A 25210-nucleotide genomic window follows, 5' to 3' on the forward strand; every position below is an offset into this window, starting at 1 on the left:
CTAAATGATGAAAGATTACCTGCTATTTATCGTATGTAGTCAAAAAGAAGGAAAATGAAATTAGGAAAACGAATGTTAATTCTAATGTAAGCGTATTCAATATGTGTTTAGAATGAAAAAATATATTTCCAGGAGGGATTCCAATGAGCAGTAGTACAGCAAATAAGCAAAAAGGTATTCAACTAATTCCGTTTACTGTAAATAAAGTGGTGGAGCAAGTAAACGAAATTCCACCAGGTGTACAACTGATTCATGCTCCAGAAGTATGGGAAAAGAGCGCAAAAGGAAAAGATATTGTCGTTGCCGTTTTAGATACAGGTTGCGATATCAATCACGTTGATTTAAAGGATCGAATTATTGGTGGGAGAAATTTCACTCAGGATTACGAAGGGGATCCAAACATTTATCTTGATAATAATGGCCATGGTACTCATGTTGCTGGCACGATTGCAGCGACCGAAAATGGAGTCGGCGTTTTAGGGGTAGCTCCCCTTGCTAAATTGTTAGTATTAAAGGTATTAGCCGGTGATGGATCTGGAAGCTACCAACAAATTATTGAGGCAATTGATTATGCAGTACGTTGGAGAGGGCCTAATCAAGAAAGGATTCGAATTATTTCTATGTCACTTGGTGGTCCTCAGGATGTACCAGAGTTACACGAAGTAATCCAACATGCAGTAAAGCAAGACGTACTTGTTGTATGTGCGGCAGGAAATAATGGGGATTGCAATGATGAAACAGAGGAATTAGATTTTCCCGGCGCTTATTCTGAAGTAATTGAAGTTGGTGCTGTAAATTTAGAGAGGAAAATTGCGTGCTTTAGTAATTCTAATCAAGAAATTGATTTAGTAGCACCAGGGGCTGAAGTACTGTCTACCTATCCAGAAGGGAAATATGCGGTATTAAGTGGTACTTCAATGGCGACACCGCATATTGCTGGAGTGTTGGCACTTCTCATTAAGCAGTGTGAAAGAGAGTATGGCAGAAAGTTGTCAGAACCGGAAATATATGCACAACTTATTAAAAGGACTGTACCTTTAGGATATGAGCGTACATCTGAAGGAAATGGATTAATAGATTTGTTAAAAGAATAGGAATTACTAAAAAACATCTCATATGGAATATGAGATGTTTTTTAGTATGGTTCTGTCGCTTTTAATACAACATCTAATAAACCAGGGAATCTAGTATTTAAGTCTTCTTCTCGAATTGAAATAAAACGCTGTGTGCCTTCAAGGCGTGTATACATAACACCTGATTCACGTAAAACTTTGAAATGGTGGGATAAGGTTGATTTTGCAATTGGAATGTTTAACGCACCACAAGATTGTTCATTTTTCTCTAGTAACATGTTTACAATTTGCAAGCGGATTTGATCGCTAAGTGCATATAAGACAGAAGAAAATTGAATTTCCTCTCGATTTGGATGATATAGTGTTCGCATCGTTTCACCTACTTGTATAAGTTCTTATAGTTGCACTATAGCATATAACGTGCTATATTTCTATTGTTCGAATATGTTCGAACAATAGAAATATAGGGGGAGAAGAAATGAAGTATACGAAACTACAAAAGGCTGGATTACAAATTTCTCAAATGGGTTTAGGAACAAATGCAGTAGGGGGGCATAATTTATATGCAAATGTGAATGAGCGAGAAGGAAAACAACTGATAGAAGAAGCCATTCAGCAAGGAATTACATTTTTAGATACAGCAGATGCATATGGGTTTGGTCGATCTGAGGAATTAATCGGAGAAGTTGTGAAAGGGAAGCGCCAAGATTTTGTACTTGCTACAAAAGGTGGGATACAGCACTTATTGAATGGCTCGACATGTATAAATAATGAACCAAATTATTTAAGAGATGCTTTGGAAAATAGTTTAAGAAGATTACAGACAGAGTATATTGATTTATATTATTTACATTTTACAAATCCTGAAATGAGTTACATAGATTCAATTGGGGAGCTTGTCCGCTTAAAAGAAGAGGGGAAAATTCGTTCAATTGGAATATCAAATGTGAATGTAGAGCAATTAAAAGAGGCGAATCAATATGGAGATATAGATGTTGTGCAGTCACCTTATAATATGTTAGATCGCAGGGCAGAGAAAGAATTGCTACCGTATTGCATAGAAACCGGAATTTCGTTTATTCCATATGGCCCTCTTGCTTTTGGAATATTAGGTGGTAAATATACAAAAGACTTTAAACTAAATGAAAAAGATTGGCGTCATGACGTAGAGCTATTTGAAGAACATACATATAAAGGTAATTTTTCAAAGATTGAAAACTTAAAAGTTTTAGCGAGAGAAAAAGATATAGAATTGCCTCATTTAGCATTAGCATGGCTATTAAATAAAAAAGGAATTGATGCAGTCATTCCTGGTGGAAAGCGTGCAGAACAAATAAGAGAAAGTGTAAAAGCGGTGGACGTGTCATTAAATAAGAATGATATGAAGTATATCGAATCTATACTAGAAGATTAATAGGAGGGGGATAGATCCCCTTTTCATATTTGAGGAGATGGTATAAATGAAAAGAGTACTAGGCGTATTCTTTATAATGATGTTTATGATTGGTACAGATACTTTCTTAATTTCACCACTTTTGCCGACATTACAAAATGTGTATCATGTTTCAACGGAAATTTCCGGATGGATGGTGAGCTCATATGCCTTAGGGTATGCAGTATTTGCACTTATTGCTGGCCCTATTTCAGATAGATTGAATAGGAAAAAGGTAATGATAGTAGGGATGTTTTTTTTTGCAATGAGTACGTTTTTGTGCGGAATTGCACCAGGTTTTTGGTGGATGCTTACTTTTCGTTTTTTGGCAGGTGTAAGTGCAGCCTTTGTGTCCCCGCAAGTGTGGGCATCTATTCCGCTTCTTATGGAGAAGGATCAAATCGTAAAATCAATTGGGGTTGCAACAGCTGGATTATCATTAGCTCAAGTACTTGGACTACCGATTGGCGCATATTTAGCAACGATACACTACACAACACCATTCTATTTCATTGGCATAATTTCAGCATTACTTATTATTCTTATTTATGTTGTAATGCCAGAGATACGACCAGTTCACACTGGGGATAGTAAAGAACCAATCTTAGAACGCTATGAACAATTACTCAGAGATTCAAAGGTTTCGCTCTCATATTTTGCATATTTCGTTTTTCAGACGGGTAATTTTGCAGCATTTTCGTTTTTTGGAGTATGGCTTACAGCCCAATTTGGATTACAAGTGAATGAAGTAGGAACTGCAATGCTCATACTTGGTCTAGGAAATTTAACGGGTAATATATTAGGGCCTAAACTTGTAAAAAAAATAGGATATAATTTTGCTTTTTATGGTGGGATTTTGTTTGCAGCGGGTTTATATGTAATATTGCCACATTTACAAAACATGATATTTGTTGAGTTGTTCTTTTTTGTGTTATTTTTTATAACAGGAATTTTGTTTGTGTTAATGATGGGGTATTTACAAAACATGTCTAGTGTAGCGAGGGGAACAGGCGCTTCCCTTGCTAATGCTTCTATGTATATTGGACAAATGATTGGAGCGGCAGTAGCTGGAATACTATTTGCTACTTTTCATAGTTTTATATTAGTAGGGTGTTTTACAGCATCACTATATATAATTGCTCTATTTCTGTTTAGAAAAAGTGAAAAGCTTATAAAGGGAAAGGAAAAGGGGATCGCATCATAAAAGCTTTGCAAATAAAAAGCACTGTTTTAGCGATAAGACTAAAACAGTGCTTTTCGTTTAGATTGAACGGTTGCCGCGTTTTCATCGTGTATTCCTGCTTCTTCAATAATTCGTTTTTTTGCTTTATTTAATAGATGGTTTACTGCTTCGCCAAAATAGTTAGCTTCGCTTTTTGTGCGGGCTTCTCGTAAACATTTATAGTTTTCTAGCAGTTCCGCTTTTTCGGAGTTTGTTAAGAAATCTTCTATTTTCTTTTTTGTCATACGAAACACCCTTTCTTCTGACAAACGACGCAATAGAAAATATTTATTTCTCATTATAACAATAATTTTTGAAGAAAGTATAGATTAACGTCGCAATAATTTGTCAATTTCTTGAATTTTCTCATCAGCTTTCCCAATTTGCGTATTTTTAGCCTGCTCACCACCAAGTGCTTGATGAAGTAAAAACGTTTGGCCTGAAATAGCAGTTACAATAGCCACTTTTATAATTTCCTTTATTGTAGTGACATCAAATAAAACGAGTCCAAGAAGTGCTGCGAGACTGCCAGTAAATATATCAGTTAAAAATCCGAAGTGAAAAAAAGTTTTTAAACGGCGTGGAAGCAATAACTTGCCTTGGTTATTGATCAGATGGGAAACGAAACCAGTAACGCCACCAACAAGAACAGCAGTTAGCCATTGATACATCTCCATCAAATCCACTCCTTTTAGTGAATAAGATTCGCTTATTAACTATATATTCCTTTTTAAATTGTATATAAGCACATTGAGAAAATTTGTTCTGGCTATACGTCTGTTCAAATTCATTATAACAGAAAAGTCTGATAAAATTCAGTCTATTAATGGAAGGACGATTTCATTAATATAAATTGAGAAAGGGGTGCGTGAAATGGATATCGATTATCGAATAAGAAGTGTAGAGGGTTATACAAGGAGTATGGGAGAACTTTTGAGTATGCTGGAACATACGAGAGCGGTTACGTTACAGGAAATAAATGATTTAACATTGGAGCAACTAGATTTTATTATGCTAACTGGTGGGAATTCAATCGGTGCTTTACTAAAGCATATTGCGGCTATAGAAAAGGTTCATCAGCTTATTTCTTTTCAAAATCGTGATTTCACGAAAGAAGAATTAGAAGTATGGGAAGATGCACTGTATTTAGGTGAAGCGGGGAAAGGTATTCGTGGTTATAACATACAGTATTATGTACAACTTTTACATAAAGTTCGAGAAGAATCACTAAAGTACTTGAGAGAAAAAGATGATATATGGCTAATGTCAGAAAAAACATGGCCGAATGGTGTAGCGTATAATCAATATTACTTATGGTTCCATGTGTTAGAAGATGAAATGAGTCATCGAGGACAAATTAGAATGATAAAAAATAAAATATCTGAAAGTTGCGTTAAATAAGGTAGCTTTTTTGAAAGATATTCCATATAATGAGAGTAATTAAAATAAGGACGGGGTGATGTATTATGGCGAAAACGACTTATATGAACAATCAACCAAATACAAAGGTGGTTGGAAAGGGCGGGACTGTATAAGGGAACGCACAATCCTTCCGCTAAGTTCAAACTAGGGAGGATATAAATTTGAATCAAAATCTTTTAGAAACATTTGGCTGGGATGCTTTTTTTGAGGAACAAATACTAGAGAACTATGAAGTAGGACGGATTTTACTTGAGCATAAACATATTTATCGGATTATTTGTAATGACGGCGAATACTTAGCAGAGCTATCTGGAAAGTTTCGTCACGAAGCGTTAACGAAGAGTGACTATCCAACAGTTGGTGATTGGGTGTATATAAAGAAGCTAGAAGGAGAGAGAAAAGCAATTATTCATCGTGTTTTTCCAAGGAAAAGCTCTTTTTCTAGGCAAGAAGCTGGCAATCGAACTGTAGAGCAAATTATAGCGGCAAATGTGGATTATCTTTTTTTAGTAAATGCTCTTAATCATGATTTTAATGTGAGAAGAATTGAGCGTTATTTATTGTTAGCTTATGAAAGTGGAGCGATGCCGGTTGTTGTTTTAACAAAGAGTAATTTATGCGAAGAAGTGGAACAAAAAATAATAGAAACAGAAGCGGTAGCGATTGGTGTTCCTATCTTTGCAGTTGATAGTCTTGACTATTTGGGTATCGAATCATTGCAGCAGTTCGTAGCACAAGGAAAAACAATCGCTTTAGTCGGTTCTTCGGGGGCAGGTAAATCTACTTTGTTAAATGCATTAGTAGGAAATGAGGTTGCAAAAACCGGTGATATACGTGAGGAAGATAGTAAAGGAAGACATACAACTACTCATCGTGAGTTATTTCAATTGCCGAATGGTGGGTTAGTAATTGATACTCCCGGAATGAGAGAACTTCAGCTTTGGGAAGGGAATGATGCGATTCAGGCAACGTTTTCTGATATTGAAGAATTCGCTGAAGCGTGTCGCTTTCGGGATTGCAAGCATGAAGGTGAACCGGGCTGTGCTGTTCAAACAGCTATTGAGAACGGGATTTTAGCTGGCGATCGTTTGAGAAATTATAAGAAGTTGGAGAAAGAATTGGCATATGTCATGAGAAAGCAAAATCTTGCACTCGCACGAGCTGAGCGGGATAAGTGGAAAAAGATTGCAAAACAACATAAAAAGAATGGATAAACAACCAAAGAGAAACTCTCTTTGGTTGTTTTTATTTACAAATATTGAAATGTTATTATTGATATATATGGACAAATGGATGTTAATTATTTAAACTTTACAATGTATGAATCGAAAATTGCGTAAAGGTGGTTGTATGGTGAAAACGAATAATTAGTTGGGATGAAGATCGGCTTTTACTAATGAAAGGTAAAGTTTATCGCATTTTTATTATTTTTTAATTTGTATATCTAGTTTCAGTGTTGAAGGAGGAGTTTCGTGAGTAAAGTATTACATTTTATTCGGAATATGAAAGTTGTTCAGAAGTTATTAATTTCATTATTTATTATTTTAATTGCGGCTGTCTCTATTATTGGTGGTATGTCTTATCAAACGGCTAAAAAGAATGTTGAATCACAAATTATGAGTAGTGCTTATGATAACATTAAAATATTAGATCACTTAATCAACCAAATGATTGAGGCAAAATTTAATGATGTGAACAACTTTGCACGAGTGATTCATGGTGATATGTATCAAGGAGATAATCAAGATGAATTAAGGGAATTGTTATTTCGATATAGTAATTTGAATAAAAGTGTTGAACAAGTATATGTTGCAGGAAACGATAAGGAATTTGTGCAGGAACCAAATATACAAATGGCAGCTGATTATGATCCAACGACACGTCCTTGGTATAAAGATGCAGTGAGTAAGCAAGGTGGAATCATTGTAACAGAACCGTATATAGCAAAAGGAAATGGACATATTGTAGTAACGATTGCAAAGCAAACAGAAGATAAAAATGGTGTTGTAGGTTTAGATTTAAACTTGGACAATTTATTAAAAACAACAAAGTTAATCAATATTGGTAAAAAAGGATATGCTATCATTTTAGACGATAAGCAGAAAATAATTACTCATCCGCAAGAAAAATCAGGTGATAAAGCAGCTGATACTTGGGCGAAGAAAATGTACGAAGATAACCGTGGGACTTTTTCCTACTCTTATGACGGTAGCGAAAAGAAAATGGTATTTGCTACAAATTTAAAAACGGGTTGGAAAATTGTTGGGACGATGTACTCAAATGAGGTCGTTGAAGCCGCTCAGCCTATATTTTATAATATGTTAATTGTTATGTTTATTTCATTAGTTGTAGGAGGAGCGCTTATTTATTTTGTGACGCTGTCTATTACGAAGCCTTTAAAGAGGTTAGTTGTAACTTCTAAAGAAATAAGTGAAGGGGACTTAACGAAAACAATTGAAATCCATTCTAATGATGAAATTGGTCAGCTTGCTAAAAGGTTTAATGAAATGACGTATTCATTGCGTACATTAATTGGTAGAATTAACACTTCAGCAGGACACGTTGCAGCTGCATCTGAAGAGTTGACAGCAAGTGTGAGGCAAGCGAGTGAGGCAACAGAACAAATTACAATGGCGATGGATCAAGTGTCAAGCGGAGCAACTACACAAACTGCGAGCGTTGAAAATGGAGCGATGTTACTTCATGATGTGACAGAGGGAATTCAACATGTAGCAAATAGTTTTTCTTCCATTAGTAATGCTTCTGCATATACTCGCGAAAAAGCTGAGGATGGCGGAACACTTGTAGAAAAAACAGTGAATCAAATGCAGTCAATTGCAGAGTCTGTCTTGCAATCAGACACTGTTATTCAATTACTGAATGATAAATCGAAACAAATTGGTGATATTTTAGGGGTCATTCAAAATATTGCTGATCAGACAAATCTGCTTGCTTTAAATGCGGCAATTGAGGCAGCGCGGGCAGGTGAGCATGGTAGAGGATTTGCTATTGTAGCTGATGAAGTACGAAAATTAGCGGAACAATCTAGTGTATCATCAAGTGAGATAGGTAAATTAATAGATGAAATACAGGCCGATATGAATAAGACTGTGAAGTTCATGGGGAATGTGAATGAAGAAGTTCAATCAGGTATTATAATAGCGAATGATACGAAACAGAATTTTGCGGAAATATTGCACGCTACAAATGAAATAGCAGAACAAATTAAAATGATGGTACAAACTGCAAACGGAATGTCTAAAGGAGCAAATGATGTTTCTATATCAGTTAGTGAAATTGCAATAACAACGCAGAGTAATGCGGTGAGCACACAAAATGTTGCGGCATCAGCTGAAGAACAATTAGCTTCTATGGAAGAGATTAGTTCAGCTGCCAGTACATTATCACAAATGGCTGAAGAGCTACAAATGTTGATTGAAAGGTTTAAAATGTAAAAAAGAGGAGACTGTCTCAACGATAGCTTGATTGCTATAGAGACAGCTCCCTTTTTATTTGTCGAAAAATAAAGGAAATTGTTAAGAGTGTGTGTAATTATAATAGAGTAGACTATTTATAAAAGGAGATCATTATGAGAGTGTATTGGGGAACGAAAAGACATTCTTGGCTTAGTTATGTCTCGTTTTGGTTAAGTATTGCATTTTTTATTGTTTTTTTAGTTGAAGTGTTTGTATGTAAAACACTTTCAAATAGTTCAAGCAGTACCTTACAGATTGTTAAATATTTTTATTTTATATTTGTACCATTAAATATTATTCTTAGCTTAAGATTATTATTTAAGAAGAATGAAAAGAAAGTATTACCGATTTTTAGTTTTATTGTTTCATTATTATTCGCAAGCTTAATTGTTGTTTTAGCTTTAGCGGCGACAGGAAAAGTATTTTAGTGAAAAAAGGAATGAGACCACTCATTCCTTTTTCTTTTGTCTTTGGACGAGTAGTAAAGATTTAGTTTATATCATACTTTAAGTGAAAAGTTTGAAGGGCTGCAAGTGTATAATGTACATAAAGTCAGTTTAGTATATGGTATGAAGCAAATGAATGGGGTAAGATTCACGATATATGGTACAATAAATGTGATAGTGATAGTGATAGTGATAGAGATAAAGGGTATAGAAAATACTCATTGTTTTTTAGTAAGAGAGGGGTTATCTTATGCTATACGAGGATTTGATGACATTATTTCAAGTTGCTCCACTAGAAGCAGGAAGAGGCGGCTGGAAATATATAATCCAGGAACAAAATGATAAATATGAAATTGTTGATGAAATATTAAAAGAGAATATGAGTGTTGAAGTGTATTTTAATGAATATGACGAGGTGAAAATCACTTTATATAAAGATGGGAATCCCATTACTATTATGCAAAGAATTGTTATTTCAAAAGTGGAATTAGATGAAGAGGAAGATGGCATTCAATTTGTTTTAGAACGTATACCAAGCCGAATGATTCGCTTACAATTAAAACCATATCTTGCGATAGAAATGGGACCGTATTGGGAAATGTGTGAAGATTGTGAATGAAAAAGCATCCGCGAAAATGCGGGTGCTTTTTCATGTTTTTTGGAGTTGTTTACATGCAAGGATTGGAAGGAAAATGATACTCACCCAGCCAATGATAGGATATAAAATATGAAGAAGTTCACTATAGCCAATATAACTAAAGCAATAACTAATTAGTAAAATAAAGTAGATAATATGATTATTTTTCCAGCCGGTGATCGATTGCATTTGCTTTGTCATTCCAAACACATTGCCAACTAATGTTGTGAATACTTCACCAAAAATGATAAGGACAAAGAAAAAATGAAAAGTTGCATTGAACCTACGTACTACTTCAGCCATTGGAATATTGTATTGATAAAATTGTTCCACTGATAGAATCGCTAAATGACTACATAGTAAAATAAAACAAAGCCCTGCACCTCCTAAAATACCGCCCCATAAAATGGCTTTTCGATCTTTTACTTCACTTGCTAAGGGGACGAGAACACTTTGGGCAAGAGAGAGATTTAAGGCGACGTATGTAATCGGGCTAGTAATCCAGTTTAAATTCCAATTTTCTGTAGGGATCGTATTAATGACAGGCGGTGTACCATGAATAAAGGTTGTGATAGCAAGCCCAATAATGAAAATCATCATAATAGGAACTACAAGTGTATTTACCTCAAAAACTCCTTGTAATCCACGACTGCCAATAATGAGACAGGCGATGACTGTGATGAAAATACCGAGTTGTCTTGGAAGACGGAGTTGTTCTTCAAACACTGCCCCTGCACCTGACAACATAACGCTCGTTACACCAAATAATACGAGCAATAATAAAGTGTTCACAACATTTCCGAATACATCCCCAAACAAATACTTGTTGAATTCTTTGGATGAAAATGCACCGATTTGTGAAGAAAGTAACATCATTTTCGTACCTAGCCAAATAAAAAAAAATCCGCTTATACATATACCAATTGTCCCGTACAGTCCATTAACTGTAAAAAATTCAACAATTTCTCGCCCCGTAGCAAACCCAGCTCCAACGACAGTTCCAATATAAGTGGCAGCAACTTTTTTTGCTACTCGCCATTGTTGATTATCCATGTCATCCCTCTTTCTACTATGATGAGTTTGACTTACTACTATGCATATGTGTGAGCTTGGACAATTAGACATGTGAAGTGATTGAAAGGATACATGAATTTTACGATAATGGGGAAATATTAATGTTGTTAAAACTTTGTGACATATAAGCTAATGTTTTGGAAGAGCAGGAAATGTATGGTACAATAGAATGGTATTATTAAAAGAGAATAATTCTAAAATGATAAGAGGAGTGGATTGGGTGAGTACGAAAACAAATGTTGTTGAAGTATTAAACAAGCAGGTAGCAAACTGGAACGTGTTATATGTGAAACTTCATAATTATCACTGGTATGTGACAGGGCCTCACTTCTTTACATTACATGAAAAATTTGAAGAATTTTATAATGAAGCAGCAACATATATTGATGAATTAGCAGAACGTATTTTAGCGTTAGAAGGAAAACCATTAGCGACAATGAGTGAGTACTTAGAATCATCTACTGTGCGTGAAGGGACAAGTAAAGAATCAGCAGAAGAAATGGTACAAGCTTTAGTAAATGATTTTTCCGCACTTATTCAAGAATTAAAAGAAGGTATGGAAGTAGCGGAGGAAGCTGGAGATGAAACATCAGCTGATATGTTATTAGCAATTCATACGACATTAGAACAACATGTGTGGATGCTAAGTGCATTCTTAAAATAAAGACGAACGTCGAGTAGATTTTTTGATTCTACTTTGAAGTGAGTGAGTTTGTATAAATAAAAGGAATCCCCTATTGAAAAATTCTTTTAATAGGGGGTTTTTGTGATTTTTCAGTTTTCTTTTTATGATATAATATAGTAAAAGGAGGCGATACAATGTTTCGCTTTTTCAAAAGTGCAAAAGAGGAGAGGTGCATTACAAAAGATGAACTAGAGCAAGCGATGGCTAAGTTTCTAGAGACAAACGCAAATATTGTTTATACTGTATTAGTAAATGATGATTATACCGTGAATTATGATTTATTGAAGCCATATTTACCTGCATTTCCAACAAACCTATTTCTTATTACGAAGGAAACGCTAGAGGTATTTGAACATACAGAAGAAAATTTAGAATTGGTTAAAGAAATTGATTTCGTACAAAAGGCAGTAGATCAATATGTAACAGAAAAAGAAATGTTTCCAATTGTGGAAGATGACGAAGATCGCCTCATATGTGGAATAAAACTAGCACCGTATTTAGATCGAATATTAAAGAAAAATTTATATATTTCAGAAAAGCATTATTTAGTTTCGAGTAAACCAGATAAGAAAAAACAGAATGATGGATAGAATGAAAACAACAATACATATATTGTTGTCTTTTTTTGTTTAAAAGGAAATACGGGTTATATAGATTGATTTTTCAGTTTATTTAATTGTAACTAATAGACAGAGAGGAGTGATGTATGATGAGGAATTATAATTCAACCTTTAAATATCATTCTAAGAGTAGAGGGTATTATTGTTAATTCAGTAGCATACATACCGTGACCTTAGAATGGTTATGGATTATTAAAAAAATTCTTATTTCTTAAAAGGTTACGGGAGGAAAGTATTGATGAGTAATTTGACTTATATTAACTTGTTAAATGAAACTTTAGAGTGTTATTCGCAGAAAGATAGCTTGGAGGCTTACTATTATATAATGAGAAATGCTAGGGGGATAATAGGAAATCAAGCGCAAATATATAACTTTAAATACACATTAGCAAGCGCATCTGGTCTTGAAAAAGAAGCACTTCAAATCATGAAAGAAGCAATTATAGAAAATAAATTTTGGTATGGATATGAGTATTTAATTGCCGATGATGATTTAAAACCACTCCATAAATTTGAAGAGTTTCATCAAATGGTTCAGCTGTGTAGAGAAAGAGAAGAATTAGCAAAGAAATCGGAACAAGCTGATTTGAAATATATATATAATAAGGAAAATAAAAATTTACTAATCACAATGCATGGTGATCAAGAAAATATACAGATAGTAGAACCATATTGGGAATCCGTTTTACTGCAAGATTATGCGTTAGCTTTACCACAGTCTTCACAAATTCAATTTTCTGACGGATATGTTTGGGATGATATAGAAAAAGGTTCACGAGAAGTAAAGAAGCATTATGATAAAATTATTGCAAATAATAATAGTAATGCATTTGAAAATATAATTATTGGAGGATTTTCTGCTGGGGCAAGAGTTGCATTACATGCGATATTACATGGAGAAATAGAAGTGAACGGTTTTATTTTTGCAGCACCGTGGCTTCCGGAAATTGAAGAATGGTATGGATTGATAGATTTATTAAAGGATAAAGGGATAAAGGGATATATTATATGTGGTGATCAAGATGAAGATTGTTTTGCATGTACGCAGCAATTTATCCGATTATTAAGAGAGAAAAATGTAGAGCATATGTATAAAGTCATTCCTGGCTTACACCATGATTACCCTAAGGGTTTTGAAGAGTTATTAGAAGAAGCTGTGGAGTATATAAGCGGTAAAAATGGATAAGAAAATAGTGAAAGGGGAAGCGCATCCTATAGGGTGTGCTTCCTTTTTTATGTTATAAATTAAAGGCTTCTGCCAATAAGCGATAAGACTTTAATTTATCTTCAAATTGATGAGTAATCGTGACAATCATAAATTCTTCAGTAGTATATGCTTCGCTTAAGTTTAAGATTTTTTCTTTAACGGATGTTGGGTCACCGACGATCATTCTTTGACGATTTTCTTTTATACGGAATAGATCATAAGCGCTATATGCGTAATTTTGAGCAGTTTCGATGGAGGGAGTACCGGTTGTCCGTTTTCCTTGTTCTAGTAATAAGATTGATAAATCTAGACTAGATGCAATTCTTTCAGCTTCTTCATTCGTTTCTCCGCAAATTACAAAAATGGCAACGATTGATTTTGGTTTGTCGCCTAAAAAAGAAGGGTGGAATTGTTCTTGATAAGCTTTCATGACTTCAGGGCCACCATATCCGTTAATAAACTGTGCGAATGCAAAAGAAGCCCCATGTTTTGCTGCAATCATAGCGCTTTCTCCGCTAGAACCGAGCATCCACATTTCAGGGGCTGTAGGAACTATAGGAGTAGCTTTTAAATTCGCATATTGATGATTTTCAGGTACTTTATCATGTAAGTACATTGCTACATCTTGGATTTGCTCTGGATATTGATCGAGCGAGACCATTTTTCCTTCTTGAAGAGCGCGAGTAGCTATTGGCATGCCACCAGGCGCTCTACCAACTCCAAGGTCAATGCGATTTGGATAAAGTGCTTCTAAGACGCGGAAATTCTCCGCAACTTTATATGAACTATAGTGAGGAAGCATGACACCACCAGAACCGACTTTCATACGATTCGTTTTCGCTGCAATATGAGAAATAAGTACTTCAGGGCTTGAACCAGCTAAACTTACAGAATTATGATGTTCAGATACCCAAAAGCGTGTGAATCCTAGTTTTTCCACTTCTTGTGCAAGTGTTACTGTATGTGAAAAAGCTTCACCTGCTGTGCTACCATCAGAAATGGACGATTGATCTAAAACACTTAATTTTATCATAAAATATACCTCTCAATCTCAATGTACATTCTATTATATATTTACTTACGAAAAATGCGTAAGGATATGCTCAAATAAAAAAGCGGATGTTGTCATATCCGCTTTTAACGAGAAAACCCGCGTTCGTAATGATTCATCTCGACTAAATTTAAAATATATTCATAGTTATCAATTTCCATCTTTAGTTGATTACGTTCTTCTTCAGTTAGTTTAACGCTAGAGAGTTTTTTACATAATTGTTGCTTTTTTAATTCTAAATGTTTTTTCGTAGCGTGATAGTCGTAAGTACGTTTCATTTGTATCAATCCCTTCCTTACATTTACTATCCATATTTTTATTATATGAAGAAAGAAGAGGATTGAGAGCTGTGCCTTGTGTATTTTTAGTGAATATTCAAATTATTGATGTGTTATGTTTAACTATGCCTGTGAATAAAATGCACTAAACCACTAATTCGCATTTATGAAGTAAGGGGTGGGAGTGTGCAAAAGGATATGCAATTTGATACGAAGGCAGATGAAATGCTAACGATTATTGATAAGGGATTGCCAAAGACGACCCGTCCGAAACAAATTGTTGTAATTGGAGCTGGGATATCCGGATTAGTATCGGCATCTTTACTTAAAAATGCAGGGCATCAAGTGAAAATTTTTGAGGCAAATAATCGTGTAGGAGGCCGGATTGAGACGATAAGAATGGAGGATAGTGGATTATATTTAGATGTCGGAGCAATGCGTATTCCGTATTCGCATATATTAACGATGGCATATATAAGAAAATTTGGGCTAAAGGTGAGCCCTTTTATTAATCGAAATGAAACAGATATTATTTATGTCAATGGTCGGAAAACGACGTTACAACAATATGAAAAAAATCCGAGTATTTTAAGGTATCCTGTTGCAATGAATGAAGAAGGGAAAACATCGGAAGAGTTATTGCTGTTAGCAGTACAACCAATTATTAATTTTATTAAAAGAAACCCAAAGAAGAATTGGGGAGTCGTTGAAAAAGATTTTGGGAAGTATTCCACAGGACAGTTTTTAAAGTATCATCCTTATCAGTATAATACGTATTTTTCCTCTGTAACGATTGAGATGATAGGTGTACTTTTAGATTTAGAAGGTTTTTTAGAAAGGTCATTTGTGGAAACGTTACGCTTTATATATATAATGCAGGAAGAAAGCGGTTTTTGTGAAATTAATGGAGGGAATGATAAGTTACCAAAAGCTTTTTTACCTCAATTAGAAGGAGACATTTTCTATAATCAGAAATTAATGAAGCTTCATCAGCATGATAATGGTGTTACTGCTTATTATCGGAGTGAGGAGACTTTTGAATATACTAGTATAACAGGTGATATTGTTATTATTACAATTCCGTTTTCGACAATGAGATTTGTAGAAATTGATCCATTTGACTCTGTATCTCATGAAAAATGGAAAGCAATTCGTGAGCTACATTATATGCCCGCTACAAAAATAGGAATTCAATTTAAAAGTCGCTTTTGGGAAGAGCAAGGACAATTAGGAGGTAGAATTATAACGGATTTGCCTATTCGTTATGCCTATTATCCGAGTTATGGAATCGGCTCAAAAGGGCCAGCTATGATGCTTGGGAGTTATACGTGGTCTTATGATGCATTATTATGGGATGGATTATCAGAAGGAGACCGCATCTATTATACGTTACAAAACTTAGCAACAATATTAGGGGGGCAAGTATATGATGAGTTCATGTCCGGAATAGCAAAAAACTGGACATTGGATCCATATGCGTTAGGAGGGTTTGCACTCTTTCAAGCTGGTCAAGAATCTGAACTGCAGCCAGCTATTGTAAAACCTGAAGGGAAAATCTATTTTGCGGGAGATCATACGACGCTATATCACGGATGGATACAAGGGGCAATTGAATCAGGAATTCGTGTGGCAGTAGAAGTGAATGAGTTAGTCATATGAAAAACTGAGCTTGAAACCGAATATACTTAAAATTCGGAAATATGTTTACTATATAGTTTGAGATAGATATTATTATATACAAAAGAATAATAGGGAGTGTTTATATTGAATCCGTTATTACTTGATTTTCCTTCTGAATTTTACACAGATAGACTGTTTATTCGAATGCCCAAACCAGGGGATGGAAAAGTCGTATATGAAGCAATTATGGCATCCATGCAAGAGTTAAAACTTTGGATGGTTTTCGCACAAAAAGAGCAAACAGAGAAAGAAATAGAAGCGAGTATTAGAAGGTCACATATTCAATTTTTACAGCGAGAAGATTTAAGATTGCTAGTGTTTTCGAAAGAAACAGGTGAATTTATTGCTTCTGCGGGATTACATCGAATTAATTGGGAAATACCGCAGTTTGAAATTGGGTATTGGATTGATACACGATTTAGCGGGAAAGGCTACATGGTTGAAGCTGCAAAAGGAATTTTGGAGTATGCTTTTTCTGAGTTGAAAGCAAACCGGGTAGAAATTCGCTGTGATTCAAGAAATGTGAAAAGTAGAGCGATACCAGAGAAATTAGGATTTAAGTTAGAAGGTATTTTAGAAAGCAGTAGTGTGGCGGTAGATGGAAATGGCTTAAGAGATACATGTGTGTTCGCTATGACGAGAAATAGATATGAGAAAGAAGAGCTATAAAGTAGTAGCTCTTCTTTTTATTGTATATCACGGCACAGGATGCCCGTTAGAACTTTCAAAAATAGTAAACCATTGTTGGCGGTCTAAATTCAATTCTGTTGCCATAGCAGCGGTTTTTATTCGATCTAATTTACCAGAACCGACGATTGGCATCATCTTGACTGGATGGGCAAGGAGCCATGCATACATTACAGTATCAATGCTGTCAACGTTTAATTCTGAAGCCACCTTTTGTAACGTTTCACGTAAACGTACGGCGCGATCAGTTTGACTAGTGAAAATTTCTCCGCCAGCAAGAGGAGACCAAATCATCGGATTGATTCTTCTTTCTTGGCATAAATCAATTGTACCCTTTTCAAAATGTTCAAGATGCATTGCAGATACTTCAATTTGATTTGTAATGAGTGGGAAATCTAAATATGAACTTAACATATTAAATTGAGAAGGTAAAAAGTTAGATACACCAAAATGACGAACCTTTCCATCTTGTTTCAAGTGTGAAAAAGCTTCTGCTACTTCATTTGGATCCATAAATGGATCAGGACGATGAATGAGCAGCAAGTCAATATAATCTGTATGTAAGTTTTTAAGTGAATTCTCTGCACTTTTTACAATATGTTCGGCACTTGTATTATAGTGACCAACATATCGCTCTGGAAATTTTGGTGATGCGGGAGCGATTCCACATTTTGTAACAATTTGCATGTTTTCGCGTAACGAAGGTTTTAATTGTAATGCTTCCCCGAATAAGGATTCACACGTATATCCTCCATAAATATCAGCATGATCAAAAGTAGTGATCCCCATATCCATACAAGCTTCAATAAAAGAAAGTAATTCTTGTTTTGGCATATTCCATTCTGCTAAACGCCAAAATCCTTGAATGATACGAGAAAACTCAAGATTATTAGCCATTTGAACTCGTTCCATTGTAAGTAGACCCCCTTGATGAATGATATTATTTTTGAAAAGGCTTTCTTGCTAGATATTATTATATATTTATCGAGTTGCACATACAATAAATATGTTTTTGCTACAATAAATGATTTTTTCTGTATGATATAATGTAGAGATATATAGCTATAAGGAGATGTAAGAAATGATTCCAGTAACAATTTTAACTGGTTTTCTTGGTTCTGGGAAAACAACGCTATTAAATCGTATCTTATCTGAGGATCACGGTAAGAAATTAGCGGTTATTGTAAATGAAATAGGACAAATTGGTATTGATAATCAATTGATTATGAATGTTGAAGAAGAAATTATGGAGATGACGAACGGCTGTTTATGCTGTACAGTGCGTGAAGATTTGCTTGTTGCATTAAAACAATTACTGGATGTAAAAGCGGAAGGGAAAATGGATTTTGATGGTTTAGTAATCGAAACGACAGGTCTTGCAAATCCAGGTCCGATTATTCAAACGTTCTTTTTAGATCCAGTCATTCAATCTGCATACCAAATTAACGGTGTTGTAACGGTTGTAGATAGTTACCATATACATAAACATTTTGAAAAAGGGTTAGAAGCGAAAGAACAAATTGCTTTTGCTGATGTCGTTTTAGTAAATAAATTAGATTTAATTGAAGCAGAGGAAAAAGAGAAACTTCTTATTGAATTGCAGGGGATTAATCCAACTGCGAAACTAATTCCAACAACAAATTGTGAAGTGGATATTCCTTCTTTGTTGCAAATTCAAACATTTAAAACGAGAGATACGTTAGAGATTTATCCGCATAAAGAACATCATCATTTAGAAGGTGTAAAATCATTTGTATTACGTGAAGAGCGTCCGTTAGACTTACAAAAATTAAATGAATGGATGTCTGCTGTCGTTCAAGAATTAGGGGAGCATTTATATAGATATAAAGGCATTTTATCCATTGATGGAGTAGACCGACGTATCGTTTTCCAAGGTGTTCATACATTATTTGCTGCTTCGTACGATAGAGAGTGGCAAGAGGGAGAAACGAGAGTAAGTGAAGTAGTTTTCATCGGAAGAGATATTAATAAAGAATGGTTCCAAGAGCATTTTCAAGAATGCGTGAAATAAGTCTGCAATTTATGCAGGCTTATTTTTTATTAGTCTATCTCAGCTTCAACGAGTTCCCTTGCTACAATTGCAAGTTTCGTATGGAACATTGTCGTATGATCGTCTTGTTCCGCAACTTTAGAAATAACAGTCCCGCCAAAACTATGTCCAATAAAGACAAAATCTTTAATATTTCGTTCCATCACATAATTAACGACTACTTTTACATAATCAGAATGGTTTACAGCTTTATTCTTATTTTTTCCGTGTCCAGGTAAGTTAGGCGCATAAACTTTATGTCCTTATGGCTTTAATTCATCGGTCGTTTTGTCCCAGTAGCTTGCATAACCCCAGGCTCCGTGAATAAGAACAAATGTAATGGTTTTTTGGCGTACGACATCAATATCTGCCTAAACTTTTGCTGCTACTGGAGTAAAGAAAAGATAAGTATGATGAGAATAGCTGTAATACTGGTGAATAATGTTTTTAATATTTTCATTATGTAATCTTCACTTAAAAATCATGTTGAATCTTTATATATTTTGCCAAAGTTATGTCTTTATGCAATGAAACAACCATTTCGTTGAGATAATACTAGAATGTAAGAATGAAGAATATAAGGGGAAGAAGCTAGAAATAGAAAACGTAGTAGTAATCAACAAATGAGAGTATAATAAAAAGCCTGTTCTCACAGGCTAGCATTTTTATCTATAAGTAATTCCATTACAACACCTACAACTGGTCCATCATCATCAATATCACCTGTTAAGCGAAATCCAAATGATTCATAGAGCCCCATTGCTAATTTGTTGTCTGGATGAAGGCTTAAATAAATTCTTTTACATTGAAATTTTTGTTGTAAATATTGAATTAATAGACGTAGAAAATGTTTTGCATATCCATTTCCTTGAAAATGTTGGTCGATCATAAAACGATCTAACCATACGCTTTCATACTTCTTTGCATACCAACCATACATTGCATATCCTACAAGTGTTTCGCCATCATATAAGCCTACTGACGTTCCGTTTTCTTCATATAATGATTCTGCTAAAGAAAACGCATTGCTTTCAATAAAGTACTGCTGTTCCTTTGCTACGTCTAAAGCAGCGACTGAACGCCAATTATTTGCTGTTACTTCACAGATGTGAAGATTCATAGTTCCAACTCACCTTCTAAATTAGTATAGCTTTTAAGGCTAATATGGATAATTTTACTTGTTATTTCAATCAAGTCAAGCTGAAGAGTTATAAAAAGACAGCTGAACATATCATTCAGCTGTCTAGAAAATGTGGTTATTTAGTTTGTAGCTTCTTTTAAGGTGTTTACATTTTCCTCCATTAACGTAAAGTAATCTTTATTGTTCTTAGCGTCATCTTCGGAAATTGTAGCAAGATGACTTAAGCGTAAAATTTTCGTGCCTGTTTCTTTTTGGATAACTGATGCTACTTTTGGAGTAGAGAATGTTTCAAATAAGATATATTTTAGACCGTGCTCTTTTGCTATTTTTGTAATGTCAGCAAGCTCTTTTTGAGATGGCTCATCAGAAGCAGAGATTCCGGCGATAGGTATTTGTTTAAGACCGTATCGTTGTTCCCAGTAACCATATGCAGCGTGGGAAACTAATATTTCTTTTGTTTTCGCATTTGCAACAGCAGCTTTAAATTGATCGTCTAAATCAGTAAATTTTGTTTGTAGTGCTGCAAAGTTTTTTTCGAACTCTTTTTTATGCTCAGGTTGTAAATCTACAAGAGCATTTTTAATTTTTTCTGCTTGTTTCATCGCAAGTGTAGGATCTAGCCAAACATGTGGATCTTTATCATGATGATGTTCTTCCTCTTTATGACCGTCTCCGTGATCATGATGTTCTTCTTCGGATGAAGTACGAAGTTCAATTCCATTAGATGCATTTATGATTTTAACATTTTCTTTTTTTAATGTTTTTTCCATTTTTTCAGCAAATGGTTCTAATTCTGCGCCGTTATAAACAAATAAATCAGCTTTTGCAACTTGTACCGTTTGCTTCTGGCTCGGTTCAAATGTATGAGAATCTGCACCAGGTGGATAAATTGCTTCTACATTTACATAGTCACCGCCGATTTTTTTAGCGAAGTCAGCAAGTGGAAAAATAGTTGTGTAAACAGAAAGTTTTCCATCTTTTTTTGCAGAGCCTTCTTTTTTATTAGAACATCCAGCAAAAATGAGTGTGAAAATAAGTACGAATGAAAATAGTGCTAATCTTTTATGCATGTAATTCTCCTCTTTTCTTTTTTTATAAATCTATTTTCTCCAAATATAAGAAGAAAATATCGTTTTGATACAAAACGGAATAATTACGTTTTAGTTTGCGAACTTAGTATAATACATCTTTACGAAAGTTGCAATAAATAATAATCATTACGATTTGTTTTTGTTATAAAGTTGTCAAAAAGAAGGGTATTAATTTTTATTATTATTGCATATGTGACAATGCTACTTTCATATATTGAGGGGAGGAGAAAAAAGGGGATGAGCGCTTGGGTTACATCATGGAGGCAGTTTTATTGATACTTGCGGTAGTTTTGCCATTATCTTTTGTTTTAATTTTTTTAAAAAGATTAATAAGTAGTTTAGGGGATGCCACAACAATATCAGAATTGCCATCTGAAGAAAAAGAAAAGAAAAAAGGGTAAGTAAAGCACTATGCGTACGCATAGTGCTTTACTTATGGTAAAATAAGATAACGGAAACCTCTATAAGTGAGTATTCGCTTAAGGAGAGAAAAGTAAATAAAGAGGTATGCACATATATGAATGAACGAACAGCGTTAGTACTTGGTGCAAGTGGTTTAGTCGGACAAGAAATAACGCGTCTATTACTTGACTCAGATTACTACGATTCGGTTACTATTTTTGTAAGGGAACCGTTGCAATGGCAACATGAAAAATTACAGCAAAAACAGGTGGACTTTTCGGTATTAGAGGAATATAAAGAGTTTTTTGCTGTAGATGATGTTTTTAGTTGTTTAGGAACGACAATTAAGAAAGCAAAAACGAAGGCGAATTTTAAAAAAGTAGACTATGAATATACATTACGAGCAGCTTGTTTAGCTGAGAAACAAGGTGTACAAAACTTCCTCGTTATTTCATCTATGGGAGCAAATCCAAAGTCATTATTCTTTTACTCGCAAGTAAAGGGGCGGATGGAGGAAGAATTACAAAAGCTAGTTATTGGCGGAATTCATATTTTTAGACCGTCTTTATTAGTAGGAAATCGACAAGAATTTCGCTTCGGAGAGAGAATGGCTGAGAGAATATCTCGTATCGTCCCATTTATATTTAAAGGTGCTTTTAAAAAGTATAAGCCAATTTCAGCTGAAGAAGTTGCAAAAGGAATGTATATAACTGCGTTACGTGAAGAATCTGGAATTCATATTTATAATTCGAAAGAAATTACAACGATAGAATAAATAAAACCGAGAAGAACATCTTCTCGGTTTTATTTATTCACATTTATTTTACTAGGTGCTCGGCTGTATTGATGTGGTTCTTGTAATTCAAAACCAAGTTCATTAGCGGCTGTTCTTGGGAAGTATGGATTGCGAAGTAACTCGCGACCAATAAAGATTAAGTCGGCTTCATTATTTTTTAAAATTTGTTCAGATTGTGGTCCGGTTGTAATTAATCCTACTGCACCTGTCGCAATGTTAGTATGTTCTCTTATGTATTTGGCATATTCGACTTGATAGCCAGGGTAAACATCAATATGTGCTGGGACAATAGCACCAGAACTGCAATCAATAAGATCTACCCCTTGTTCTTTCACCCATTTTGTAAATGGAACGTAATTATGAACGGTTAAGCCTGCAGGATGATAGTCGTTGGCTGAAATGCGGACAAATAAAGTACCATCCCAAACTTCTTTTACAGCATCAATAATTTCTCGTAAGAAACGATAGTGATTTTCAGGAGTCCCACCATATTCATCAGTTCGTTTATTTGATAGTGGAGAGAAAAATTCATTAATGAGATAACCATGTGCGCCGTGGAGCTCAATGATGTCAAATCCAGCTTGTTTAGAGCGTAATGCGGCTTTTTGAAAAGCTAATACAGTTTCTTTAATTTGTTGCTTACTCATTTCTACTGGAATTTTCATTTTATCGTTAAATGGGATTGCTGAAGGAGCGAAAGCATTCGTTTCCAATTCAGCTTTTCGGCCCGCGTGAGCTAGCTGAATTGCCGCTTTTGCACCGCTTTCATGTATGAATGATACAGTTTTCTATAACCCTTCGATATGATCATCATGCCAAATACCTAAGTCTTTACTAGAAATACGTCCTTCAGGCACTACTGCTGTTGCTTCAATCATTACTAGCCCAACTTGGCCAGCTGCTCGAGTTCCGTAATGTATATGATGAAAATTCGTTACTTTTCCATCTCCATTTTCAGACGAATACATACACATCGGTGACATAACAATACGATTTTTTAGTGTAACGTTTTTTATGGTGTAAGGTGAAAAAAGTTGATAATCCATAGTGATTCCCCCTTATTTCAATTTCTTTTATTGTATCATTAGCATTTTTGTTTCCATAATAAAACGCTTATACGCAAAATTTTGTCTATTCGTGTTACAATGACAAATATGAAGAAAATTGGAGGATGTAATATGTATCGAGCTTATTATGAAAGCGAATTAGGCTTGCTTGAAATTACGGCGAATACGAAAGGGATTACGTCTGTCATATTTGTAGAGGAACGAAAAGAAGAAAATAAAAATGAAATAATAAAACAATGTATCAATGAGTTAGATAAATATTTTGCTGGGAAGAGAAAGGAGTTTACCGTTCCATTAGCAGCTGAGGGAACAACATTTCAAAAGAATGTTTGGGACGCTTTGTATACAATTCCTTACGGTGTGAGTGCTTCCTATTTAGATATTGCAGAGAAAGTTGGAAATACAAAAGCAGTACGAGCAATAGGTGGAGCAAATAGTCGAAATCCGATTTCAATTATTGTGCCATGCCATCGCGTGATTGGAAAAAGTGGTAAGCTTGTTGGGTATGCAGGTGGCTTATGGAGGAAAGAGTGGTTATTGAAACACGAAGGTATATTAAAATAAAGTATGAATAAGTAGTTCTTATTGTATGTATGAGATGAGGGATAGTCTTGAAATGTATAAATTGTGGGAGTCCTTGTGCTGAAGGTCACTTTAATTGTGAAAATTGTCAGCGAAGTGTACATAATGAAACGAACGAAGGAAGCTCACCGATAGAGAATGAAATGGAATTATATGTCGGAAGGCAATATCCATATTATAAAAGAAAATGGGAGAAAGAGAATAAACGAATCGCAAGATGGAGTTGGAACGGCTGGGCAGCTTTTTTGAATGTAGGGTGGCTTGGATATCGGAAGTATTATTTACCTGCCTTTCTATTTGTGATTTTATTAGTAGCGTGTGATGCGTTTTCTTATTATATGGGATTCAATGTAGCGCTCCCAATCATTAATATGGTCCCGCTTACATTTCTATTGCTTATTTTTATAGTATTAGGAATGGGGATTTTTGCAAATGGATTATATTATCGATTTGCTGAGCGGAGAATATATCGTATAAAAGCGCGTGGGATTGAAAACGAAGCAGTTGAAAACTATCTTATTCGTGATAGTGGTGGAACAAGTAAGATGGGAGCAACAATTGTTATCATTTTGACGGCGGCTAGTATATTTTCAAGTCACTTCTTCTTTCCGACAGATCGAGATATTATACAAAAAGTACGTACAAGCTCGCTTTATGAATATCCATTCTTTTCGATTGGTGAATCATTTGAAAGTTATTTCCAGCAACCAGGATGGGTATATTATCGTGGAACTGACGGTTTGGAATTAGTGGAATTTCAAGGATATAGCCAAGAGATGCCAAGAAAAAAAGTTGTTATTCAATTTGTTGTTGATTATCAAATGCGTGAAATAGAACCATATTCTCTTACAATTAATGGTGAGCCTCGAGGTGAAGAAGAATTTTTAAAGATGATGGAGGAAATATTTAAGATTCAAAATCCATTTGATTTAGATGAGGGATTACAAGTAAATAGGACAAAAAAAGAAACGAACGGAAAACAATTTCTGTTCGTTTCTTTTTGTAATATTAAAATAAATATTTAAAATAATCAGAATGTTTTGTATAATGGTATATATTATACAGGCTTTACTTCATACATACAGATTGGG

Annotated in this window: 27 protein-coding genes and 2 pseudogenes; 18 read left to right on the forward strand and 11 right to left on the reverse strand. The window is 34.7% G+C overall.

Features of this window, described 5'->3' with window-relative positions; translation table 11 throughout:
* Positions 1-143: 143 nt before the first annotated feature.
* Positions 144-1094: a S8 family peptidase gene (locus tag DJ93_RS22345; RefSeq protein ID WP_042983295.1), complete on the forward strand. Its 951-nt coding sequence runs from the start codon at positions 144-146 to the stop codon at positions 1092-1094.
* A gap of 41 nt (positions 1095-1135) precedes the next feature.
* On the opposite strand, the gene DJ93_RS22350 is transcribed toward DJ93_RS22345, so the two are convergent.
* Positions 1136-1444: an ArsR/SmtB family transcription factor gene (locus DJ93_RS22350; protein ID WP_042983296.1), complete on the reverse strand. Its 309-nt coding sequence runs from the start codon at positions 1442-1444 to the stop codon at positions 1136-1138.
* Between the two features lie 107 nt (positions 1445-1551).
* On the opposite strand from DJ93_RS22350, the gene DJ93_RS22355 reads away from it, so the two are divergent.
* Positions 1552-2487 carry an aldo/keto reductase gene (locus tag DJ93_RS22355; RefSeq protein WP_042983297.1) on the forward strand — a complete coding sequence of 312 codons (936 nt, stop codon included), beginning with the start codon at positions 1552-1554 and terminating at the stop codon, positions 2485-2487.
* A 46-nt stretch (positions 2488-2533) separates the two neighbouring features.
* Positions 2534-3709 (forward strand): MFS transporter, encoded by a 1176-nt coding sequence (locus DJ93_RS22360; protein ID WP_042983298.1) that lies wholly within the window; start codon positions 2534-2536, stop codon positions 3707-3709.
* 38 nt (positions 3710-3747) lie between these two features.
* Here the strand turns inward: DJ93_RS22360 and DJ93_RS22365 are convergent, their stop codons facing one another.
* Positions 3748-3972, reverse strand: coding sequence for a hypothetical protein (locus DJ93_RS22365; protein WP_042983299.1), 225 nt, complete (start codon positions 3970-3972; stop codon positions 3748-3750).
* Positions 3973-4056: 84 nt separating this feature from the next.
* Complete coding sequence (locus DJ93_RS22370) at positions 4057-4404, reverse strand: DUF4257 domain-containing protein (RefSeq protein ID WP_042983300.1); 348 nt, start codon at positions 4402-4404, stop codon at positions 4057-4059.
* A gap of 196 nt (positions 4405-4600) precedes the next feature.
* Between DJ93_RS22370 and DJ93_RS22375 the strand changes: the two genes are divergently transcribed.
* From DJ93_RS22375 to DJ93_RS22395, 5 genes are all read left to right on the forward strand, one after another.
* Entirely contained in the window at positions 4601-5128 is a 528-nt protein-coding gene (locus DJ93_RS22375) for a DinB family protein (RefSeq protein WP_042983302.1), read from the forward strand.
* A 182-nt stretch (positions 5129-5310) separates the two neighbouring features.
* Positions 5311-6363, forward strand: coding sequence for a ribosome small subunit-dependent GTPase A (gene rsgA / locus DJ93_RS22380; protein ID WP_042983303.1), 1053 nt, complete (start codon positions 5311-5313; stop codon positions 6361-6363).
* Positions 6364-6651: 288 nt separating this feature from the next.
* Positions 6652-8604 carry a methyl-accepting chemotaxis protein gene (locus tag DJ93_RS22385; RefSeq protein WP_374937164.1) on the forward strand — a complete coding sequence of 651 codons (1953 nt, stop codon included), beginning with the start codon at positions 6652-6654 and terminating at the stop codon, positions 8602-8604.
* Between the two features lie 134 nt (positions 8605-8738).
* Positions 8739-9053, forward strand: coding sequence for a hypothetical protein (locus DJ93_RS22390; protein ID WP_042983306.1), 315 nt, complete (start codon positions 8739-8741; stop codon positions 9051-9053).
* A 268-nt stretch (positions 9054-9321) separates the two neighbouring features.
* Entirely contained in the window at positions 9322-9690 is a 369-nt protein-coding gene (locus DJ93_RS22395) for a DUF3979 family protein (protein ID WP_042983307.1), read from the forward strand.
* A 30-nt stretch (positions 9691-9720) separates the two neighbouring features.
* Here the strand turns inward: DJ93_RS22395 and DJ93_RS22400 are convergent, their stop codons facing one another.
* Positions 9721-10761 carry a YkvI family membrane protein gene (locus DJ93_RS22400; protein WP_042983308.1) on the reverse strand — a complete coding sequence of 347 codons (1041 nt, stop codon included), beginning with the start codon at positions 10759-10761 and terminating at the stop codon, positions 9721-9723.
* 241 nt (positions 10762-11002) lie between these two features.
* Here DJ93_RS22400 and DJ93_RS22405 point away from each other — a divergent pair, with 241 nt between their 5' ends.
* The 3 genes from DJ93_RS22405 (at position 11003) to DJ93_RS22415 (ending at position 13273) form a co-directional block, all read left to right on the forward strand.
* Positions 11003-11446 (forward strand): Dps family protein, encoded by a 444-nt coding sequence (locus DJ93_RS22405; RefSeq protein WP_042983309.1) that lies wholly within the window; start codon positions 11003-11005, stop codon positions 11444-11446.
* A 155-nt stretch (positions 11447-11601) separates the two neighbouring features.
* Positions 11602-12057 carry a DUF3939 domain-containing protein gene (locus tag DJ93_RS22410; protein WP_042983311.1) on the forward strand — a complete coding sequence of 152 codons (456 nt, stop codon included), beginning with the start codon at positions 11602-11604 and terminating at the stop codon, positions 12055-12057.
* 268 nt (positions 12058-12325) lie between these two features.
* A complete protein-coding gene (locus tag DJ93_RS22415) occupies positions 12326-13273 on the forward strand; it encodes an alpha/beta hydrolase (protein WP_374937163.1) in 948 nt (315 codons plus the stop codon).
* 52 nt (positions 13274-13325) lie between these two features.
* Here DJ93_RS22415 and DJ93_RS22420 read toward each other — a convergent pair whose 3' ends face one another.
* The gene (locus DJ93_RS22420; RefSeq protein WP_042983313.1) at positions 13326-14327 is read right to left on the reverse strand and encodes an LLM class flavin-dependent oxidoreductase; all 1002 of its coding nucleotides are present in this window, start codon (positions 14325-14327) and stop codon (positions 13326-13328) included.
* Between the two features lie 104 nt (positions 14328-14431).
* A complete protein-coding gene (locus DJ93_RS22425; protein WP_042983315.1) occupies positions 14432-14623 on the reverse strand; it encodes a DUF3896 family protein in 192 nt (63 codons plus the stop codon).
* 186 nt (positions 14624-14809) lie between these two features.
* Between DJ93_RS22425 and DJ93_RS22430 the strand changes: the two genes are divergently transcribed.
* Positions 14810-16282 (forward strand): flavin monoamine oxidase family protein, encoded by a 1473-nt coding sequence (locus DJ93_RS22430; protein ID WP_042983316.1) that lies wholly within the window; start codon positions 14810-14812, stop codon positions 16280-16282.
* 105 nt (positions 16283-16387) lie between these two features.
* On the forward strand, positions 16388-16972 hold the full coding sequence (locus DJ93_RS22435) for a GNAT family N-acetyltransferase (RefSeq protein WP_042983317.1): 585 nt from the start codon (positions 16388-16390) through the stop codon (positions 16970-16972).
* 27 nt (positions 16973-16999) lie between these two features.
* Here DJ93_RS22435 and DJ93_RS22440 read toward each other — a convergent pair whose 3' ends face one another.
* On the reverse strand, positions 17000-17902 hold the full coding sequence (locus DJ93_RS22440; RefSeq protein ID WP_042983318.1) for an aldo/keto reductase: 903 nt from the start codon (positions 17900-17902) through the stop codon (positions 17000-17002).
* A gap of 169 nt (positions 17903-18071) precedes the next feature.
* Between DJ93_RS22440 and DJ93_RS22445 the strand changes: the two genes are divergently transcribed.
* Complete coding sequence (locus tag DJ93_RS22445; RefSeq protein ID WP_042983319.1) at positions 18072-19022, forward strand: CobW family GTP-binding protein; 951 nt, start codon at positions 18072-18074, stop codon at positions 19020-19022.
* 29 nt (positions 19023-19051) lie between these two features.
* On the opposite strand, the pseudogene DJ93_RS33880 reads toward DJ93_RS22445, so the two are convergent.
* From DJ93_RS33880 to DJ93_RS22460, 3 genes and pseudogenes are all read right to left on the reverse strand, one after another.
* Positions 19052-19243: pseudogene (locus tag DJ93_RS33880) on the reverse strand (hypothetical protein); the annotation flags it as partial.
* 446 nt (positions 19244-19689) lie between these two features.
* Positions 19690-20160 carry a GNAT family N-acetyltransferase gene (locus DJ93_RS22455; RefSeq protein ID WP_042983320.1) on the reverse strand — a complete coding sequence of 157 codons (471 nt, stop codon included), beginning with the start codon at positions 20158-20160 and terminating at the stop codon, positions 19690-19692.
* A gap of 140 nt (positions 20161-20300) precedes the next feature.
* Positions 20301-21251, reverse strand: coding sequence for a metal ABC transporter substrate-binding protein (locus tag DJ93_RS22460; RefSeq protein WP_042983321.1), 951 nt, complete (start codon positions 21249-21251; stop codon positions 20301-20303).
* 266 nt (positions 21252-21517) lie between these two features.
* Here DJ93_RS22460 and DJ93_RS33305 point away from each other — a divergent pair, with 266 nt between their 5' ends.
* Positions 21518-21673: a hypothetical protein gene (locus tag DJ93_RS33305; RefSeq protein ID WP_181969204.1), complete on the forward strand. Its 156-nt coding sequence runs from the start codon at positions 21518-21520 to the stop codon at positions 21671-21673.
* A 116-nt stretch (positions 21674-21789) separates the two neighbouring features.
* Entirely contained in the window at positions 21790-22449 is a 660-nt protein-coding gene (locus DJ93_RS22465) for an oxidoreductase (RefSeq protein WP_042983323.1), read from the forward strand.
* 29 nt (positions 22450-22478) lie between these two features.
* Here the strand turns inward: DJ93_RS22465 and namA are convergent.
* Positions 22479-23516 (reverse strand): annotated as a pseudogene (gene namA / locus DJ93_RS22470) (NADPH dehydrogenase NamA).
* Positions 23517-23648: 132 nt separating this feature from the next.
* On the opposite strand from namA, the gene DJ93_RS22475 reads away from it, so the two are divergent.
* Positions 23649-24101, forward strand: a complete 453-nt coding sequence (locus tag DJ93_RS22475) for a methylated-DNA--[protein]-cysteine S-methyltransferase (RefSeq protein ID WP_042983324.1) — start codon at positions 23649-23651, stop codon at positions 24099-24101.
* 47 nt (positions 24102-24148) lie between these two features.
* Complete coding sequence (locus DJ93_RS22480) at positions 24149-25144, forward strand: DUF2628 domain-containing protein (RefSeq protein WP_042983325.1); 996 nt, start codon at positions 24149-24151, stop codon at positions 25142-25144.
* Positions 25145-25210 lie beyond the last annotated feature (66 nt).

This window comes from Bacillus clarus (assembly GCF_000746925.1).
GTDB classification, from domain to species: domain Bacteria; phylum Bacillota; class Bacilli; order Bacillales; family Bacillaceae_G; genus Bacillus_A; species Bacillus_A clarus.

What these genes read in the sequence shown, in the direction of transcription:
- DJ93_RS22345 (WP_042983295.1), top strand. Translation starts at nt 144, where the DNA reads ATGAGCAGTAGTACAGCAAATAAGCAAAAAGGTATTCAACTAATTCCG.
- DJ93_RS22350 (WP_042983296.1), bottom strand. Translation starts at nt 1,444, where the DNA reads ATGCGAACACTATATCATCCAAATCGAGAGGAAATTCAATTTTCTTCT.
- DJ93_RS22355 (WP_042983297.1), top strand. Translation starts at nt 1,552, where the DNA reads ATGAAGTATACGAAACTACAAAAGGCTGGATTACAAATTTCTCAAATG.
- DJ93_RS22360 (WP_042983298.1), top strand. Translation starts at nt 2,534, where the DNA reads ATGAAAAGAGTACTAGGCGTATTCTTTATAATGATGTTTATGATTGGT.
- DJ93_RS22365 (WP_042983299.1), bottom strand. Translation starts at nt 3,972, where the DNA reads ATGACAAAAAAGAAAATAGAAGATTTCTTAACAAACTCCGAAAAAGCG.
- DJ93_RS22370 (WP_042983300.1), bottom strand. Translation starts at nt 4,404, where the DNA reads ATGGAGATGTATCAATGGCTAACTGCTGTTCTTGTTGGTGGCGTTACT.
- DJ93_RS22375 (WP_042983302.1), top strand. Translation starts at nt 4,601, where the DNA reads ATGGATATCGATTATCGAATAAGAAGTGTAGAGGGTTATACAAGGAGT.
- DJ93_RS22385 (WP_374937164.1), top strand. Translation starts at nt 6,652, where the DNA reads ATGAAAGTTGTTCAGAAGTTATTAATTTCATTATTTATTATTTTAATT.
- DJ93_RS22390 (WP_042983306.1), top strand. Translation starts at nt 8,739, where the DNA reads ATGAGAGTGTATTGGGGAACGAAAAGACATTCTTGGCTTAGTTATGTC.
- DJ93_RS22395 (WP_042983307.1), top strand. Translation starts at nt 9,322, where the DNA reads ATGCTATACGAGGATTTGATGACATTATTTCAAGTTGCTCCACTAGAA.
- DJ93_RS22400 (WP_042983308.1), bottom strand. Translation starts at nt 10,761, where the DNA reads ATGGATAATCAACAATGGCGAGTAGCAAAAAAAGTTGCTGCCACTTAT.
- DJ93_RS22410 (WP_042983311.1), top strand. Translation starts at nt 11,602, where the DNA reads ATGTTTCGCTTTTTCAAAAGTGCAAAAGAGGAGAGGTGCATTACAAAA.
- DJ93_RS22415 (WP_374937163.1), top strand. Translation starts at nt 12,326, where the DNA reads ATGAGTAATTTGACTTATATTAACTTGTTAAATGAAACTTTAGAGTGT.
- DJ93_RS22420 (WP_042983313.1), bottom strand. Translation starts at nt 14,327, where the DNA reads ATGATAAAATTAAGTGTTTTAGATCAATCGTCCATTTCTGATGGTAGC.
- DJ93_RS22425 (WP_042983315.1), bottom strand. Translation starts at nt 14,623, where the DNA reads ATGAAACGTACTTACGACTATCACGCTACGAAAAAACATTTAGAATTA.
- DJ93_RS22440 (WP_042983318.1), bottom strand. Translation starts at nt 17,902, where the DNA reads ATGGAACGAGTTCAAATGGCTAATAATCTTGAGTTTTCTCGTATCATT.
- DJ93_RS22445 (WP_042983319.1), top strand. Translation starts at nt 18,072, where the DNA reads ATGATTCCAGTAACAATTTTAACTGGTTTTCTTGGTTCTGGGAAAACA.
- DJ93_RS22455 (WP_042983320.1), bottom strand. Translation starts at nt 20,160, where the DNA reads ATGAATCTTCACATCTGTGAAGTAACAGCAAATAATTGGCGTTCAGTC.
- DJ93_RS22460 (WP_042983321.1), bottom strand. Translation starts at nt 21,251, where the DNA reads ATGCATAAAAGATTAGCACTATTTTCATTCGTACTTATTTTCACACTC.
- DJ93_RS22465 (WP_042983323.1), top strand. Translation starts at nt 21,790, where the DNA reads ATGAATGAACGAACAGCGTTAGTACTTGGTGCAAGTGGTTTAGTCGGA.
- DJ93_RS22475 (WP_042983324.1), top strand. Translation starts at nt 23,649, where the DNA reads ATGTATCGAGCTTATTATGAAAGCGAATTAGGCTTGCTTGAAATTACG.